The organism is Acinetobacter sp. 797_lipA (assembly GCF_058243025.1).
On the sequence record NZ_JBZAYQ010000001.1, the window covers coordinates 3,229,126 to 3,245,862 of the forward strand.

Here is a 16,737-nt window from a genome sequence, read left to right on the forward strand (position 1 = left end):
ACCTCTATATTTTTACCACAGCGCCAACTGTGTCGTGACCCCAGATGTATCGACTCCACCCAATTCGGCATAATGGTACAACTGCCCCAGTAGCTGACGAATTGGCGGACCTGACTTGGCATGGGTATCGGTGATCACAATAAACTCTAACACACGCGCACGCTCAGACTGACGCTGTTTACTCACGCGATAACGCGGTACATCCTGCGTTAATAAAGTCACGCGACCTCGCTCCAAATTGGCTTTGAGCAAGTCCCCTGCTTCAATATTACCATCGGTTGAATAACTGGTCAGAATGTAACGTGCATTGATGGTAGAAAGTAATTTTTCATATGCCTCTTTGGCATACTTTGACGAGTTATAAGGACTCGGACGCTCTTTACGCCACGCACGGTCAATTCCGCTTTTAAAACCTTTGGTGTCTGGTGTCGGCAAATCCACCTGATCCCATAAGGTTAAAGCATTTAAGACATGATAATTACTACTGTAAGCATGCTGGTTATAGGGTGGATCTAGATAGGCTACATCGACCTCAAAACTACTCATTTGGTTTGCCAAATGCTGCGCATCGACACACCACATTTCAGCCATCGGGTTCTTTTGCTTATTATCACCCACTTCACTAAAGCGACTTGGGGTCAACCACAGCAAGGATTCAATCCGTTCTAACGCTGTTTGGGTTTTACCCCCCCAGCCGTGGTGGAAGCTCTTAAAGACGCCGGAAGTATTGCTGACAAAACTGGCTGAATACAGCAGCGGTGCCAATAAAGCAGACATCTCCACATCATCGATTGCCCCTTGTGCCTGCCATGTGGCAATTTGCTGACGAATCGCATCGATACGCATGCCGTTGCGACGTTTGAAGAACAAACGATCTCGGCTTGGATCATAGATCTCATCATTTCGCGGACACAAATTATGTGTCACCCAGCCCTTAACTTCAGGCAAGCGGTTTAAATAATCAATGGCTTTTTGATAACCACCCAACTCTTTAAATGCAGGCGCTTCGGTACAAGCCAAGATGGCATGGTTCAACGCATGGCTATACGGTTCCCAGTCATTGGCAATCACGCGATAACCATTTTGACGCGCCAAACGCGAGACCACGCCCGAACCTGCAAAGAAGTCAGCAAAAATAGGCGCACGACCATCTGCACGGTTTAAAGTCCCTGTACTCTCGAGTGCCTCTAAAATCAGATGCAACAGACGGCGCTTATTCCCCAAATAAGGAACAAGTTGATGAAATAGATATTCATCGGTGGTACGTGCCGCGTGACGACGTTTATGATAAACCGTAGACTCTGAACTCATAATGACTCTTGAGAAGGGATAAGCGTTAAGCGCACATCATCACCCAATTGTGTGACATCCATGAGCTTAAAGCGGAGTTGCTCTGCCATCTGAGAAAACTCAGCATTGAACATTGCACGTGCAGACTGACCCAATAAGGTCGGTGCTACATAACTAATCATTTCATCGACCAACTTCTCTTGTAAAAAAGCCGTCGATAACGTTGCACCTGCTTCAACCATGACATCGTAAATTTGATGCGATTGAACCAACTGCTTTAATAACTGATCTAAAGACTGTACAGCAAACTGTAGCACGCCTAAATCAGCCAATGCTTGACGATAAGGCCCCATCACCATCACGGTGTCAGGCTGCTGTAAAATTTGAGCCGTCAGAGGCAATCGGCCTTGACGGTCTAACACCAGACGTTTTGGTTGTACAACTGTTGTCAGATCCGTAACACGCTGAAGCTGTCTGACATTGAGCTGAGGATCATCGGCCAGTATAGTTTCAATCCCAGTGATCACGACGCCAGAAATGGCACGAAAATGCTGAACATCTAAACGTGCGTCTGAGCCTGTAATCCATTTTGACTCACCCGAAGCCATCGCCGTTCGACCATCTAAACTAGAAGCAACTTTTAAACGCACATAAGGCATACCTGTAGCCATGGCTTTTAAAAAGCCCGCATTCAACTGATGCGCTTCGGCTTGGCAAATACCAACATCGACCTCAATGCCTGCTTCTTTTAAAATTTGTACCCCTTTACCAGCCACCAAGGGGTTGGGGTCTGGACAGGCAATCACAACACGTGCCACACCTGCCTCGACCAAACCTTTGGCACACGGCGGTGTACGCCCATAATGCGCACAAGGTTCTAAAGTGACATAAGCCGTTGCGCCTTGGGTCTGTTCGCCCGCTTCGCGCATCGCAAAAACTTCTGCATGGGGCTGACCCGCTTTAGGGTGATAACCCGTCCCTAGCAACTGCCCATCTTTGACAATGACACAGCCTACATTTGGATTTGGCTTGGTGCTGTATTGACCTTGTAGTGCTAAAGCAATCGCTTGTTTCATCCAAGCTTGGTCGGCGTGTAAAGCACTAGACTGTAATTCAGACATGGATGCCAACTCGCTTAATGTTCACGTTGTTGCATTTGTTCAATTTGGTGGCGAAAGGCATCCACATCCTGAAAGTCTTGATAGACCGATGCAAAACGTACATACGCAACATGATCCAACGAAAATAAAGATTGCATAACAATTTCACCAATGGTGCGTGATTTCACATCACGCTCACCTAAACGGCGGATTTGCAGCTGAATATCGCTCAAGACAGTTTCAATTTGCTCTTGCGTCACGGGACGTTTTTGTAAAGCATGCATCAAGGAACGACGCAATTTTGCTTCATCAAAAGGTTCACTTTTTCCATCCGACTTGATCACACGAGGCATGACCACTTCATAACTTTCAAAGGTTGTGAATCGTTCACCACAACTAATACATTCACGACGACGACGAATTTGACAACCTTCAGCGGCCAAACGTGAGTCGATCACTTTACTGTCTTCAGCGTTGCAAAATGGACAATGCATAGTGGTTAAATTGAACAAATTTGAATGGTTTTAGAGTGTAGCAAAAATTCGGTGTTTTGTAGAGCTTTACGCTAGATATAGAAAAAAAACAGCCCTTTCGGGCTGTTTCACACAATATATTGATTATACTGTTTATTTATTATTCTATTGATTAGTCCACACGTTCGCCATGTTGACTCAAGTCTAGACCCATACGTTCATCATCAGATTCAACGCGAATTCCAATCACTAGATCAATCACTTTTAAGATAATGAAGGTTAATACTGCTGAGTATGCGATCGTTGCCAATACCCCTTCAACTTGAACCCAAAGTTGATGCATCACATCACTTGGCGCTTTGTCGCCCATGATGAAATCGCTGGCAAAGAATGCCGTTAAGATTGCACCGACAATACCACCCACACCATGTAAACCAAACGCATCTAAAGAGTCGTCGGCTTTTAAGGCACGTTTCAATGCACTGATACCCCAGAAGCACACCACACCACCGATTAAACCCATCGCCAGTGCACCGCCGACAGTCACAAAGCCTGCTGCTGGTGTAATCACTACCAGACCAGCAACCGCACCAGATGCAGCACCGAGTACTGAACCTTTACCACGTGCAACTTTTTCAGTAATTAACCAAGAGATTGCCGCTGCTGCTGCTGCTACTTGCGTCACGAGCAATGCATAACCTGCTGAGCCGTTTGCGCCCAATGCAGAACCACCGTTGAAACCAAACCAACCAACCCACAGTAAGCTTGCACCCACAACGGTTAATGCCAAGTTGTGTGGAGCCATTGATTCACGGCCTAAGCCCATACGTTTGCCCAGCATATATGCAGCAACCAAACCTGCCACACCTGAGTTGATGTGTACAACGGTACCGCCAGCAAAGTCGAGTGCACCATCATTTGCTAACCAGCCACCGCCCCATACCCAGTGAGTAATTGGTGCATAAACCACGACTACCCAAATCGAGATGAAAGCGATAAATGCGCCGAATTTCATCCGTTCTGCAATTGAACCACTAATAATGGCAACCGTAATGATGGCAAAGGTCATTTGGAAAATAACGAATAGAACTTCAGGAATCGTCCCTGTGAGTGCATCTGTGGTAATCCCAGTCAGCATAAACTTATCTAAGCCACCGATAAAGGCATTGCCCTCACCAAAGGCCAATGTATAACCAATGATGACCCATGCAATACTCACCACTGCCGCAGCAACAAAGCTATGTGCCATGGTGCTTAAGACATTTTTCTTACGAACCATACCGCCGTAGAATAACGCTAAACCTGGAATGGTCATTAATAAAACCAGTGCTGTGGAGACTAAAATCCACGCCGTATCACCTGTATCTAATGTTGGTTCTTCTTCTGCAGGTGCGGGTGCTTCTACTGGAGCAGCAACGGCTTCAACCGCTTGTACCGCTGGAGCAGCCACATCCGTTGTTTCAACCACTGTGACTTGTTCTGATGGAGTTGGCGCTGTTGCTGCTTCTTCAGCCCAAGCAACAGAACCACCTAAAAGTGCGCCAGATAAGCTCAGCGCGAATAGCATCTTTTTCATTCGTATCCCCCAACCTAATTTGTGCGAGTTATGTGTTACTCAGCAAACTTCATGCCAAATTAAACGGCATCGGCACCTGTTTCACCTGTACGGATACGGATGACTTGCTCTAAATTTGTGACGAAAATTTTACCGTCGCCAATTTTTCCTGTACTAGCCACACGTGTGATTGACTCAATCACCGCGTCGACCATTTCATCACTGATCGCGATTTCGATTTTTACTTTTGGTAAGAAATCAACAACATATTCAGCGCCTCGATAAAGTTCAGTATGACCTTTTTGACGACCAAAGCCTTTGACTTCAGTTACCGTGATCCCTTGAACACCAATTTCAGACAGTGCTTCACGCACATCATCCAATTTAAACGGTTTTACAATTGCAGTTACGAGCTTCATGTTTGTTTTCCTTCGGCTTATTTCACCAGTAAGGTTTTATGTTCAAATTTCATGCCAAAAATTCTTAGGTTGGGGGGAAAGAAAGTCTGACATGAGTTTTCTTTATACCCTATTCTATACATTTAAATGCGTTTTGAGCTTCAAAATTCAGGTTTTTTAGTCGAAGATTTATGATTTTTTTACAATCGATGAAATCATATTTCATCTGAAAGGCTATAGAGTCAGAAGCAGCAATGGTACACTGCTGTCACTTCTCCAACTGTTGGATATAGAAATGATCGAAACTTTATTACAAGCCATACTGGAACAAGTCGAACAACCTAAACAAGACTTAGAACATAATTTACGCGCACTGCTGAATGAAGCAGTCACCAAGATGGATTTGGTTTCCAAAGATGAAATTGAACGTCAACGTACTGCACTGAATAATGCCAATTTGCGTTTAAATGATTTATTGAAACAAGTAGAAGCTTTAGAGTTACGCATCCAGAACAAAAAATGAGCACCTGTTTGGTGCAACAAAAGACGCATAACGAATTAAAATAATGCACTATAATGGAACAAAAGATGTCTTTTGCCAAAATTTACACTCGAGCTTTGCTCGGTTTACACGCACCTTCGGTTGAAGTTGAAGTTCATCTGAGCCAAGGACTACCCTCTTTAACCATTGTGGGGCTTCCTGAAGCAGCCGTTCGGGAAAGCAAAGATCGGGTGCGCTCCGCCATTATCAATAGTGGCTTTCAGTTTCCGACCAAACGTCTCACCATCAACCTTGCACCCGCAGACCTGCCCAAAGACAGTTCACGGTTGGATTTGCCTATTGCACTGGGTATTTTAATTGCCTCTGGTCAGCTCCCTGAGCAAGGAACTGAAAATTTTGAATTTATAGGTGAGTTGGCACTTGATGGGCAACTGCGACCAATTTCAGGTACTTTAAGTATTGCGATTGCCTGCCAGCAAGCTAGGCATCAACTGATTTTACCTGAGGCCAATGCGCAAGAAGCCTCTCAACTGCCCAACTTTCAAGTGTTTGCAGCGCAACATTTAAAACAAGTCTGTGAGCATCTGTCGCAAAACCATCTCATCCAACAGTTTCAACCCACGGCGCTAAAAGCCTCACAGCACTACAAATTTGATTTGGCCGATGTTAAAGGTCAACTACGTCCGAGACGTGCCTTAGAGATTGCGGCGGCAGGTGGTCATTCTTTGCTATTTAAAGGACCGCCAGGGACAGGGAAAACCCTATTGGCTTCACGTTTAGCCAGTATTTTACCGCCCTTGAACACGCAAGAGAATTTGGAAGTGGCGAGTATTTACTCGGTGGCCAATCATCAACATCCTTTTGGACAGCGGCCATTTCGTGCACCGCACCATACAGCTTCTGCAGTTGCCCTAGTCGGTGGCGGGTCACAACCCAAACCCGGTGAAATTACTTTGGCACATAAAGGCGTGCTGTTTTTAGATGAACTACCAGAGTTTGACCGCAAGGTTTTAGAGGTTTTAAGACAGCCGATTGAAGCCAAAGAGATTGTGATTTCGCGTGCTTCACGGCAGATCACCTTTCCAGCCAATTTCCAACTGATTGCTGCAATGAATCCGTGTCCCTGTGGTTATGCTTTTAATCAAGATAGCCGTTGCCAGTGCTCAGCCGAGGCGATTAAGCGCTACCAAAACCGTATTTCAGGGCCGTTACTAGATCGGATTGATTTACATATTGATGTACCACCCTTGCATGCTTCCGAATTGCAGGACACACAAGTCGTAGAAGACTCGGCAACTGTACGTGAGCGCGTCATTGCAGCCTATGAAATTCAGATGCAACGGCAAAATACCTTGAATATGAGTCTGAGTCCAAAACAGCTAGAGCAATATGCCGCATTAGATCAGTCTGCTCAGAATATGCTTGAAATGGCTCAGCAAAAACTGAATTTATCCGCACGTGGCTATCATCGGGTCTTGCGTGTCGCACGCACCATTGCCGATTTGAATCAAAGTCCAGATATTCAAAGTCAGCATCTTTCGGAAGCCCTGTCTTATCGCGGGCAGCAGCAGATTTAGGTCATTAAAAAAGGCGACACAATGTCGCCTTTTTATCTAAAGAGAATTAGAAGCTATAACCGAGTCCGAATACGACTTTATTCTTTTGTTTTTCATCAAAACGGTCATAACCACCCAAGATATAATTCATGCTTGCAGTTACACCTGTGTCACCAAGTGGCTTGCTTAAACCGATGTCAAAATGACGAAAACCAAAACTTTCTGTAGTTCCTTCAATATCACCTGATTTTTCATAAGCATATAAGCCTAAAGCTGTATCCAAGCTGAAATCTTGTGGTAAAGCATAGCTATAAGTAGCTTTTAAATAGGTATCACCTGCATTGCCCCAAGCGGTATCTTCTAAAAGTGTCTGTGCGGTTACACCAAAATCTTTATAAGTCAGACCAAGGTTTGTTTCAAAACCATTCGAATCTGAATTACCAACATCATAATAGTAGTAATAGGTTAAACCGACGGTATAACCTAAGTCATCATTAATAGAACCGTTATAACCTGCATAAAAGTCATTTTCGAATTCAGATCCATTATTTTCAAAACCATAATCGCTATAATCTAGTGTAGAACCCCACCAACCTGCATAGAAGCCAGACGCATGGTTATAATCTAAACCACCTTGAAGCGTTGCACCCTTATTTTCAGGTGCACTCGTAATACCACGTAAGTTATAGCTTGAAAGTACGCTGATATTTCCAGATACCGTATGTTCCGAAGCTGGCGCTTCAGCGAATGTGAACGTTGAAGCTGCGCCTAGTACAGCAAGAGATAAAGCTTTAAATGCAAATTTCATTATGGATTCCCCCACATCGTGCTACGACGTATTTTTGGTTATTTCGATAAACTCATGTAGGTAGTAGCAATAGCTATGCCACATTCAATTCAAAACCAGACCCGTTTTTCAAAAAGTCATATTAAGAATTTGTTTTTATTCAATTTATATGAAATATAAAAAAATTAACTCGCACTCAACTTGATCGTAAAATATCTTCGCGGTGAATTGAAGCCAAGCTGATCAAGCAAACATAATTGTTTACAATATGCGCTATTTTGAGACTCATCTTTGGAACGTACGTTTTTAAGTGCATAAAAAAAGTGCATCTCCAACCGATCAGGATGCACTCTTCATATTTGTAACATTTAGAAGTTGTAAGTTAAACCCAGCACCAGATGGTCCTCTAAATCCTCTCCCATACGATTATGTACACCATAAATATAATCCGCAGACATCTCGATCCCTGTCTCTGCAAAGGGTCTACTCAGGCCTAAGCGAACTTCATTAACAGTAAAGTTCTTCTCTGTAGTGAGTATGGCATCATCATGCTGACGATAAATCGATGCACCAATTGAACTATTGAGTTGAAAGTTTTGTGGAAGTGCATAATGATGTGCAAGGCTTAAATAGGTATCGCCTGCATTGGCATAGCTTACATCGGCTAAAGCCACCGTGACGCCTACATCAAAGTCTTTATAGCTCAGACTATTTACAAACTCCGCTCCAGTCGTACTTCGGCGTTCTGTGCGATCTTCACTATAGACCGAGCCGCCATCATTATATAAATAAGTCACAATATGTGAGCGGTAGCTTAAATCTGGGCTGAGTGTGCCTGCATACCCCATATAAAAATCATGCTCAACACCGTGATCTTTACTGATATCCGCTGCATCATAATTCAGTGTTGAAGCCCAATAACCAGCATATAGACCAGATGCATGTTCATATTCAAGCCCTGCTTGTAGGGTCGGCTGATCATTTTCAATACCCCCACGATAAATATACTGACTGAGCACAGCAAGGCTTCCACTGAGTCCACCTTCTGAACTTTGTTGCTGTGGCTCACTTGCGTTGACCAACATACTGCCAGTGGAAAAAATTAAAAATAGTGCAATTTTATGTGAATTTTTATGCATTTAAGCTCTCAAAATCTCTTTAGACATGAATCATTTACTGATTCCATACCTATAAATTTTAAAGCTATTTTTTAACAATGGGTCCATTTTATCTAGGCAACTGCTGTGTAATTCATCATTTGCCAATCTGGGTATGGGTTATTCTGAACCGATTCCAGACGACTAGAAATGACTGAACACTTTGATTCATAAGCTAAAATGACCTAACAGTCTATATATTATATTCTGCGATACATAGCAAAAAACAGAATTAAGAAGAGAAAAATAATTCGATGTTTTATAAAGATTTATTTTAGTAAACTGAATATTTTAACTAAAATTAAAATATTTCAAACATATCGCTTACAAAAAAATGCATTACTTTAGTTGAATATGTTAAATAAAAATGACAATTTTTCAGCGATTACTTATACAATTGCTGTTCTCTTTCCATCCAATTTGTATAAGGTTCGCTCCCCAATGCAAAACACAAAAAAATTAGCATTAGCAGTTTTAGTACAAACTGCACTTATATCAACAGCTTTTGCGAGTGAGCAAAGTGAATCTAAAGGTTTCGTTGAGGACGCTGAAGGATCAGTGTTATTTCGTACTGGTTATTTAAGTCGTGACAAGAAAAATGGTGTAGCTGATACAAGTTCAGCAGCTCAAAGCGCAATAGTTAAAATTGAGTCTGGTTATACCAAAGGTATCGTTGGGTTTGGTTTAGGCGTAGTTGGTGATGGTTCGTTCAAATTAGGCGAAAATAACCATGCTGGCAACCAAATGATTCCATTGCACAACAATGGTGCAAAAGATTCAAATGGCCATGTTGATGCTTATGACCACTGGGCTCGTGGTGGCGGTATCGTCAAAGCGCGTATTTCAAATACTGAAGTGCGTTATGGTACTCAAGTACTCGATTTACCTGTTCTTGCAAGTAATACTGGACGTATGGTTCCTGAATATTTTACAGGTACTTTATTAACTAGCCACGAAATCAAGAATCTTGAAATTGTTGCTGGTAAATTTACTAAGAACCAAATGTCTGATCAAATCAAAACCGATGCTGACGTCAATGGCAATGGTCTTGATCGTGCAATTGTTTGGGGAGCTAAGTACAAATTTGATGACAATTTAAATGCATCTTATTATGGCTTAGACAGCAAAAATGCTCTTGAACGTCATTATGTAAATGTGAACTTTAAACAGCCTTTAGCGAATGACAGTTCATTAACTTACGATTTAAGTGCTTATCATACTAAGTTTGATGAAGCAGCAAATACTTATTCACAAACCACTGATAACTTATCAGATCGTAAGAATGATATTTGGGCTCTTTCTACAGCTTATAATACTGGCGCACATAACATCATGGTTGCATACCAACAAAACAGTGGTAATGTTGGTTATGACTATGGTCAAAATGCTGATGGCTTCCAAAGTATATACCTTCCAAACTCATACCTTTCTGACTTTATTGGTAACGATGAAAAATCTGCCCAAATCCAGTACAGTCTTGATTTTGGTAAATTAGGTATATTACCAGGTCTAAACTGGACAACTGCATTTGTATACGGTTGGGATATCAAAGTCAAAGATATGACGAATGATGCGCAAGAGCATGAATTCTTTAACCAAGTGAAATATACAGTTCAATCTGGTTTTGCTAAAGATGCAAGCTTACGTTTACGTCATTCGTACTACCGTGCAAGTGATGAATATCAAACAAATGCATACATTGGTGACACCAACGAATGGCGTGTTTGGTTAGACATTCCTGTGAAATTCTTCTAATTTCTATGGAAAAGCTAATCTAATAAAAAACCTGCACATTGTGCAGGTTTTTTTATTGAAGCCTACAATCAAACACAGTTCAATCGAGGCTTCATAGACAGAATTATTTTGCTGCTTCGATTGCTTTAAGCACTTCTTGCTTAGCAACTTCAGAACCTTCCCAACCTGTTAATTTAACCCACTTCCCTGGCTCTAAGTCTTTATAGTGCGCGAAGAAGTGTTCAACTTGTTGAATCAGTAAAGGTGGAAGATCGGTATATTCTTTCACGTCTTTATAAATTGGCGTTAACTTGTCGTGTGGAACTGCGATTAATTTCGCATCGATACCACCGTCATCTTCCATGTTCAATTTACCCACAGGACGGCAACGAATTACTGAGCCTGGTTCAACTGGATGCGGCGTTACAACAAGTACATCTAATGGGTCACCATCTTCAGACAAGGTGTTTGGTACATAACCATAGTTCGCTGGGTAGAACATTGCTGTACCCATGAAACGATCTACAAAAAGCGCATCCGAATCTTTATCAATTTCATATTTGATTGGTGCTGCATTTGCAGGAATTTCGATGATCACGTAGATATCGTTCGGTGCATCTTTACCCGCAGGGATATTGCTGTAGCTCATAACATCACTCTTTAACAAGTTAAATCTTTTAAAAACCGCATCGATTATAACGGTTTTTGAGAAAAAAATATTTCTGCGATTATACATCCACTGGGTGAAAATATGTATGTTTCGCACTTAGCCCATTGTCAGTCGAATGACCAACAATAATAAACAAATTGGGCAAAGCAGTGACAACAGCCAAACGATCGATCGAAGCGTCGACCAGTTAGCCAAATAACAAATGCCATACACCACACGAAAGACAAGATAGGCAATACCAAAGGTCATAGTGACCACTTGCGGAATCACCATATATTCAGCCATTAAGATGGCGGCAATAAATAACGGTAAACTCTCAAAACTATTTTGCTGTGCCGCATTGGCACGTGCAGCCAGACCAGTCGTTTTGGCGAGAAATTCACGCGGATGTTGATTATCTTTGGCGCGAAATCCTGCTGTTTTTTTAGCAATGATTGTAAATACGTAAGGCAGTAAACAAGCAATTAAAATGAGATAAATAATCCCGCTAATGCTTTGCATTGGTTTTTTCTCATCAAGATCATTTCGACGGCTATCATAGCATGGCATTCCGAGGATAAATTTGGTTAAATTATAGTGTTTTTATAATTTCCCGATGAGACTCCTGCATGGCTAGCCCTGATCAAAAAGAAATGTTCGACGTGCTCGAAATTCAGCGCCAACATCAACGCCAAGTGGATCGTGTTTTAAAGATTGTGCTTCCCGTTACGGCTTTTTTATTGGCGGTCATTTGTGCCAATATGAATATTGGTTCGACCCTTGGCACACTGGTCATGCTGATCATTGCATTTTGGATGGTGGGAATTAAACGTCAGAACCTATGGTCTTGGTTGCTTGCGGTGACCGTCTATTGCCTGATCGATAATATACTGAGCTTTGGTAGTTTTGCTTTCCCAGCCTTTAGTCGTCAGTGCGGGACGATGCTGACCTTTGTTGGCATCTTGGGCATTGGCCGTCCCTATATTGACCGCTGGTTAATGAAAAATTAAATGTGAACATAAAAAAAGCGCCTGACGGCGCTTTTTTTATTTGAACTTAAGCTGTTTTACGTAAATCTTTACGTAGGATTTTACCTACGTTTGATTTCGGTAACTCATCCAAGAATTCAACATAACGCGGACGTTTGTAACCCGTTAAGTTCTCTTTCGCAAAGGCCAAGACTTCTTCTGTAGTTAAAGATGGATCTTTCTTCACCACAAACAGTTTTGGTACTTCACCTGATTTTTCATCAGGTACACCAATGGCAGCGACTTCCAATACTTTAGGATGCTTTGAAACCACTTCTTCAATTTCTGAAGGGTAAACGTTAAATCCTGACACCAAAATCATGTCTTTCTTACGGTCTACAATTTTCACATAGCCGCGAGGGTCCATGACACCAATGTCACCCGTACGGAAGAAACCATCTTCAGTCATCACTTTAGCTGTTTCATCTGCACGGTTCCAATAGCCACGCATTACTTGTGGGCCACGGATTGAAATCTCACCTTGTTCACCCAGTGCAACTTCCTTGCCGTCATCATCCAAAATTGCAACTTCAGTTAATGGCAATGGAATACCAATTGTGCCGCTAAATTCTTCTGACGCTGGCGGATTTGCCGTTGCCACAGGTGAAGTTTCAGATAGGCCGTAACCTTCAATGATGTTGGTTCCAGTAATTCGCTTCCACGCTTCTGCTGTAGAAGGAAGCACAGCCATACCACCGCCCATCGCCATTTTCAATTTGCTGTGGTCGAGTTGCTTAAACTCTTCATTGTTCACTAAAGCATTGAATAGTGTATTCACTGCTGGGAAGAATGACGGTTGATATTTACGTAATTCTTTCATCACCGCAGGTAAATCACGCGGGTTTGGAATCAAAACGTTGGCTTGGCCTTTGTACATGCCGTACATCGCACACACCATGAACGCAAAAATATGATATAGCGGTAAGGCACAGAAAATGCGGTCATCAGGTTGACCATCTTGTGCACCAAATTTACTTTGGAAAATACCGTCACACTGCAACATGTTCGCCACAAGGTTGCGATGCGTCAGTTCTGCACCTTTTGATACCCCTGTAGTGCCGCCAGTGTACTGAAGCACTGCTGTGTCACTTAACGTTAAGTTCGGGCGCTTATAGTTACTCGCACTAACTTTCGACATTGCCGCATTAAAGCGAATATGGCCAGGAATATTCCATGCTGGAATTTGCTTACGCACTGAACGTAATACAAAGTTCACCAGTGTGCCTTTTAATGCACCCAACATGTCACCTACAGAGGCAATCACAACATGTTTAACTGGGGTTTTACCATTAATCGCTTGATAAACAGAGGCAAAGTTTTCGATGATCACTAAAACTTCTGAACCCGAGTCATTTAACTGATGTTCAAGTTCACGCGCGGTATACAGTGGATTGACGTTAACCAGTACTAAACCTGCACGGAATACACCCAAAGCAACGATAGGATACTGAAGAACGTTCGGCATCATCACAGCGACACGTGAGCCTTTTGCTAGACCCAAACTTTGTAAATACGTTGCAAATTTACGGCTTGCTTCTTCTAACTCACTAAAAGTGAGTACTTTATCCATAAAGATAAAAGCATCACGAGAGCCAAATTTTTGGAAATTTCGTTCAAAAACATCTACTAATGACGTGTTTTCTGGTGGCAATTCTACAGTCTCTGGAATCCCCATTTTTTGGTATTCTGCGAACCAAATTTTTTCCATATCGCCCGATTCTCCTATCAGTAATCCTTAAATTTCAACTATTGTTCTCAATATTAAGCGCTCTTTATTTAACTTCTGTTGCTTAATACTGCATCCATTTCCCGCATACATACCATATATAACGTATTTTGATCAATGGATGCTAGTTTTATCTCTGAACTAACAGTTTATTTGCTTTTTGATAACCACGTGGTAATAACTGCCCTTTTGATGCTCTTTTGCCTATGTATTTTTGCAAGTCATCACCCTTCAATTTTAATTGCTGCTGTCCTGCAACGACTTGCAGTATTTCATCTAGCGTTAATCTTGTCATGAATACAATTTGATCTTTCTCTTCAAGTTGTATCAATTTATTACCTTTACCTTTATTCAAAATAGGCAACTCTGACAACTCTAAAATCAACAAACGACCCGTTGAGGTCAGTAACGCCAAATGGGTAGCTTGATCAACACTGGTTAACGGCATAACTGTGGCTTTTTCAGGTAAAGTCAGGAAGGCTTTCCCTGCTTTTGCATTGGTATCTAACTGTTTTGCCTGTGTTTTAAAACCATATCCTTTACTGCTCAGCGCCACGACTTCGGCTTCATCATCAGCAATGAAGACTTGTTTAAAACCAACGCCACTGGCTGGGGACAATTTTGAACTCAACGGTTCTCCCAGCCCACGCGCGGACGGTAGGCTATTAATGGCTAGGGCATAACTACGTCCTGACTCATCCAATACATACACGCGCTGATTCGATTTACCTTGTGCATGACTGAGGTATTGATCGCCTGCACGGAAGTTCAGGTTTTCGGCATCAACTTCATGACCTTTGGCTGAGCGAATCCACCCCGCTTCAGACAAGACCACGGTCACAGGATCAGCAGGCATGAAATCTTGCTCACTCATCGCCGTCGCTTCTGCTCGATGCACGATTGGTGAACGACGGTCATCGCCATATTTTTTCGCATCATCTTTGAGTTCATTGATGATCAAAGCTTTTAAAGACTCTGGATTAGCCAACTGTTCACGAATCAGTGCAGCTTTGGCCTCTAACTCTTCTTGCTCACGGCGCATTTCCATTTCTTCAAGTCGGGCCAAATGACGCAACTTGAGTTCTAAAATGGCTTCGGCCTGAATATCATCAATATTAAAACGTGACATCAACTCCGCTTTGGGCTGTTCTTCTTCACGAATAATACGAATCACTTCATCAATATTTAAATAGGCAATAATCAAACCGCCCAAAATATGTAAACGTTTTTCAATTTTATTCAGGTGATATTGCAGACGACGGGTAACAGTTTCCTTTCGAATTTCAATCCACTCCAGCAAAATACGACGAATCGATTTCACTTGTGGACGGCCATCCGCACCAATCATGTTCATATTGACCCGATAACTCGACTCAAGATCGGTGGTGGCAAAAAGGTGACTCATCACCGCTTCAGCATCAATCCGATTTGAGCGCAGTACAATCACCAAACGGGTTGGGTTTTGATGATCCGATTCATCTCGTACATCGCTCACCAAAGGCAGTTTTTTCGCCTGCATCTGATCCGCAATTTGTGAAATAACTTTCGAGCCTGAGACTTGATAAGGCAAGTCTGTGATCACGATTTCATTTTTTTCGATGCGATACACCGAACGCATACGGTAACTGCCCCGACCTGTGCTTTGTATTTTTAACAGCTCTTCAGGTGGCGTAATAATTTCTGCTTTGGTCGGCAAATCGGGTGCAGGAATATATTCTGCAACTTTTTCATCGCTTAAATTTGGATTACGAATTAAGGCAATAGTGCCTTTCACGACTTCACGCAGGTTGTGTGGCGGAATGTCCGTAGCCATACCAACTGCAATGCCTGTGGTGCCATTTAACAATATATTCGGAATACGTGCAGGTAAAGTCACGGGCTCTTTCATCGAACCATCAAAGTTATCCTGCCAGTCACAAGTCCCCTGTCCCAGTTCAGACAAAAGCACTTCACTATACTGAGATAATTTGGCTTCGGTATAACGCATTGCCGCGAACGATTTCGGATCATCGGGAGAACCCCAGTTACCTTGACCTTCAATAAACGGATAACGATAACTAAAAGGCTGCGCCATCAGCACCATCGCTTCATAGCAGGCCGAATCACCATGCGGGTGATACTTACCGAGCACATCGCCGACGGTACGCGCAGATTTTTTGGGTTTACCGCTGTGTTTCAGCCCCAATTCACTCATGGCATACACAATACGGCGTTGTACAGGTTTTAAACCATCGCTGATATGCGGTAAGGCACGATCCATGATCACGTACATGGCGTAGTTGAGATATGCTTGTTCAGTAAATTCTGCTACGGAACGGTTTTCTGTCGCTTGATGCGCAAGGTTCGTCATAACAACCTGTCATCCTAATTAATCGTTTTTTGTTTAAGTTCTTATGCTATGTCGCAGGCTCTGCCTATACAAGTGAAAGCGTACACCACTACGACAAATTGCGTCTTTAGATGTTCCTAGTGTCGTAAAATTATCCATTTTTTTTAAAATGAGCAACTAATTATTTTGAAGTTCAGTTCCTGTGTTCATCTCTGCTCGTCAATGAAAATAATGAAGCAACTTCAGCCCACTCAACTTGATCGATACGATCGACAAAAAAATCGGGGCATCCGCGCCCAAAATGCGACACAACCAATTGGGTAGATCACATCAATCAAGTCGCAGCTATTTTAAATAGCCTCATCATACACGGGGCTAACTTTTATCAAAATGCAACGTTGAGAAGCCACATTTTGGCCGAGCAGATTGAATTTTTTATTGCTGAGTTGGATC

The 16,737-nt window shown here is 42.5% G+C and carries 15 protein-coding genes; 4 read left to right on the plus strand and 11 right to left on the minus strand.

Annotated elements, in window-relative coordinates; translation table 11 throughout:
* Positions 1–12: 12 nt before the first annotated feature.
* The 5 genes from AC4CU2_RS15965 to glnK all read right to left on the minus strand — a co-directional run bounded on the left by AC4CU2_RS15965 (position 13) and on the right by glnK (position 4,837).
* Positions 13–1,311 carry a DNA adenine methylase gene (locus AC4CU2_RS15965; RefSeq protein ID WP_004692850.1) on the minus strand — a complete coding sequence of 433 codons (1,299 nt, stop codon included), beginning with the start codon at positions 1,309–1,311 and terminating at the stop codon, positions 13–15.
* Positions 1,308–2,411: a bifunctional diaminohydroxyphosphoribosylaminopyrimidine deaminase/5-amino-6-(5-phosphoribosylamino)uracil reductase RibD gene (ribD, locus tag AC4CU2_RS15970; protein WP_287166743.1), complete on the minus strand. Its 1,104-nt coding sequence runs from the start codon at positions 2,409–2,411 to the stop codon at positions 1,308–1,310. The genes AC4CU2_RS15965 and ribD overlap by 4 nt, the downstream gene beginning before the upstream one ends.
* Positions 2,412–2,425: 14 nt before the next feature.
* Positions 2,426–2,884: a transcriptional regulator NrdR gene (gene nrdR, locus AC4CU2_RS15975; protein WP_004692852.1), complete on the minus strand. Its 459-nt coding sequence runs from the start codon at positions 2,882–2,884 to the stop codon at positions 2,426–2,428.
* A gap of 151 nt (positions 2,885–3,035) precedes the next feature.
* Positions 3,036–4,439, minus strand: a complete 1,404-nt coding sequence (locus AC4CU2_RS15980) for an ammonium transporter (protein WP_010325684.1) — start codon at positions 4,437–4,439, stop codon at positions 3,036–3,038.
* Positions 4,440–4,498: 59 nt separating this feature from the next.
* On the minus strand, positions 4,499–4,837 hold the full coding sequence (glnK, locus tag AC4CU2_RS15985) for a P-II family nitrogen regulator (RefSeq protein ID WP_004281042.1): 339 nt from the start codon (positions 4,835–4,837) through the stop codon (positions 4,499–4,501).
* A gap of 274 nt (positions 4,838–5,111) precedes the next feature.
* Between glnK and AC4CU2_RS15990 the strand changes: the two genes are divergently transcribed.
* Entirely contained in the window at positions 5,112–5,339 is a 228-nt protein-coding gene (locus tag AC4CU2_RS15990; RefSeq protein ID WP_004692854.1) for an accessory factor UbiK family protein, read from the plus strand.
* 65 nt (positions 5,340–5,404) lie between these two features.
* Positions 5,405–6,895: a YifB family Mg chelatase-like AAA ATPase gene (locus tag AC4CU2_RS15995; protein ID WP_490769096.1), complete on the plus strand. Its 1,491-nt coding sequence runs from the start codon at positions 5,405–5,407 to the stop codon at positions 6,893–6,895.
* 46 nt (positions 6,896–6,941) lie between these two features.
* On the opposite strand, the gene AC4CU2_RS16000 is transcribed toward AC4CU2_RS15995, so the two are convergent.
* Both AC4CU2_RS16000 and AC4CU2_RS16005 read right to left on the minus strand, forming a co-directional pair.
* Positions 6,942–7,682, minus strand: coding sequence for a TorF family putative porin (locus AC4CU2_RS16000; protein ID WP_490769097.1), 741 nt, complete (start codon positions 7,680–7,682; stop codon positions 6,942–6,944).
* 347 nt (positions 7,683–8,029) lie between these two features.
* On the minus strand, positions 8,030–8,800 hold the full coding sequence (locus tag AC4CU2_RS16005; protein WP_287166742.1) for a TorF family putative porin: 771 nt from the start codon (positions 8,798–8,800) through the stop codon (positions 8,030–8,032).
* A gap of 459 nt (positions 8,801–9,259) precedes the next feature.
* Between AC4CU2_RS16005 and AC4CU2_RS16010 the strand changes: the two genes are divergently transcribed.
* Positions 9,260–10,573, plus strand: a complete 1,314-nt coding sequence (locus tag AC4CU2_RS16010; protein WP_005401006.1) for an OprD family outer membrane porin — start codon at positions 9,260–9,262, stop codon at positions 10,571–10,573.
* Positions 10,574–10,676: 103 nt separating this feature from the next.
* Here AC4CU2_RS16010 and ppa read toward each other — a convergent pair whose 3' ends face one another.
* Positions 10,677–11,201, minus strand: coding sequence for an inorganic diphosphatase (ppa, locus tag AC4CU2_RS16015; protein ID WP_004692877.1), 525 nt, complete (start codon positions 11,199–11,201; stop codon positions 10,677–10,679).
* Between the two features lie 117 nt (positions 11,202–11,318).
* Positions 11,319–11,723: an MAPEG family protein gene (locus AC4CU2_RS16020; protein WP_005401007.1), complete on the minus strand. Its 405-nt coding sequence runs from the start codon at positions 11,721–11,723 to the stop codon at positions 11,319–11,321.
* Between the two features lie 107 nt (positions 11,724–11,830).
* Between AC4CU2_RS16020 and AC4CU2_RS16025 the strand changes: the two genes are divergently transcribed.
* On the plus strand, positions 11,831–12,211 hold the full coding sequence (locus AC4CU2_RS16025) for a hypothetical protein (RefSeq protein WP_062033321.1): 381 nt from the start codon (positions 11,831–11,833) through the stop codon (positions 12,209–12,211).
* A gap of 46 nt (positions 12,212–12,257) precedes the next feature.
* Here AC4CU2_RS16025 and AC4CU2_RS16030 read toward each other — a convergent pair whose 3' ends face one another.
* A complete protein-coding gene (locus AC4CU2_RS16030) occupies positions 12,258–13,937 on the minus strand; it encodes an AMP-binding protein (protein WP_490769098.1) in 1,680 nt (559 codons plus the stop codon).
* A gap of 148 nt (positions 13,938–14,085) precedes the next feature.
* Positions 14,086–16,305 carry a DNA topoisomerase IV subunit A gene (gene parC, locus AC4CU2_RS16035; protein ID WP_279691723.1) on the minus strand — a complete coding sequence of 740 codons (2,220 nt, stop codon included), beginning with the start codon at positions 16,303–16,305 and terminating at the stop codon, positions 14,086–14,088.
* Between the last annotated feature and the right edge of the window lie 432 nt (positions 16,306–16,737).

Coding starts and splice junctions, on each gene's coding strand:
- AC4CU2_RS15965 (WP_004692850.1), bottom strand. CDS start 1,311: ATGAGTTCAGAGTCTACGGTTTATCATAAACGTCGTCACGCGGCACGT.
- ribD (WP_287166743.1), bottom strand. CDS start 2,411: ATGTCTGAATTACAGTCTAGTGCTTTACACGCCGACCAAGCTTGGATG.
- nrdR (WP_004692852.1), bottom strand. CDS start 2,884: ATGCATTGTCCATTTTGCAACGCTGAAGACAGTAAAGTGATCGACTCA.
- AC4CU2_RS15980 (WP_010325684.1), bottom strand. CDS start 4,439: ATGAAAAAGATGCTATTCGCGCTGAGCTTATCTGGCGCACTTTTAGGT.
- glnK (WP_004281042.1), bottom strand. CDS start 4,837: ATGAAGCTCGTAACTGCAATTGTAAAACCGTTTAAATTGGATGATGTG.
- AC4CU2_RS15990 (WP_004692854.1), top strand. CDS start 5,112: ATGATCGAAACTTTATTACAAGCCATACTGGAACAAGTCGAACAACCT.
- AC4CU2_RS15995 (WP_490769096.1), top strand. CDS start 5,405: ATGTCTTTTGCCAAAATTTACACTCGAGCTTTGCTCGGTTTACACGCA.
- AC4CU2_RS16000 (WP_490769097.1), bottom strand. CDS start 7,682: ATGAAATTTGCATTTAAAGCTTTATCTCTTGCTGTACTAGGCGCAGCT.
- AC4CU2_RS16005 (WP_287166742.1), bottom strand. CDS start 8,800: ATGCATAAAAATTCACATAAAATTGCACTATTTTTAATTTTTTCCACT.
- AC4CU2_RS16010 (WP_005401006.1), top strand. CDS start 9,260: ATGCAAAACACAAAAAAATTAGCATTAGCAGTTTTAGTACAAACTGCA.
- ppa (WP_004692877.1), bottom strand. CDS start 11,201: ATGAGCTACAGCAATATCCCTGCGGGTAAAGATGCACCGAACGATATC.
- AC4CU2_RS16020 (WP_005401007.1), bottom strand. CDS start 11,723: ATGCAAAGCATTAGCGGGATTATTTATCTCATTTTAATTGCTTGTTTA.
- AC4CU2_RS16025 (WP_062033321.1), top strand. CDS start 11,831: ATGGCTAGCCCTGATCAAAAAGAAATGTTCGACGTGCTCGAAATTCAG.
- AC4CU2_RS16030 (WP_490769098.1), bottom strand. CDS start 13,937: ATGGAAAAAATTTGGTTCGCAGAATACCAAAAAATGGGGATTCCAGAG.
- parC (WP_279691723.1), bottom strand. CDS start 16,305: ATGACGAACCTTGCGCATCAAGCGACAGAAAACCGTTCCGTAGCAGAA.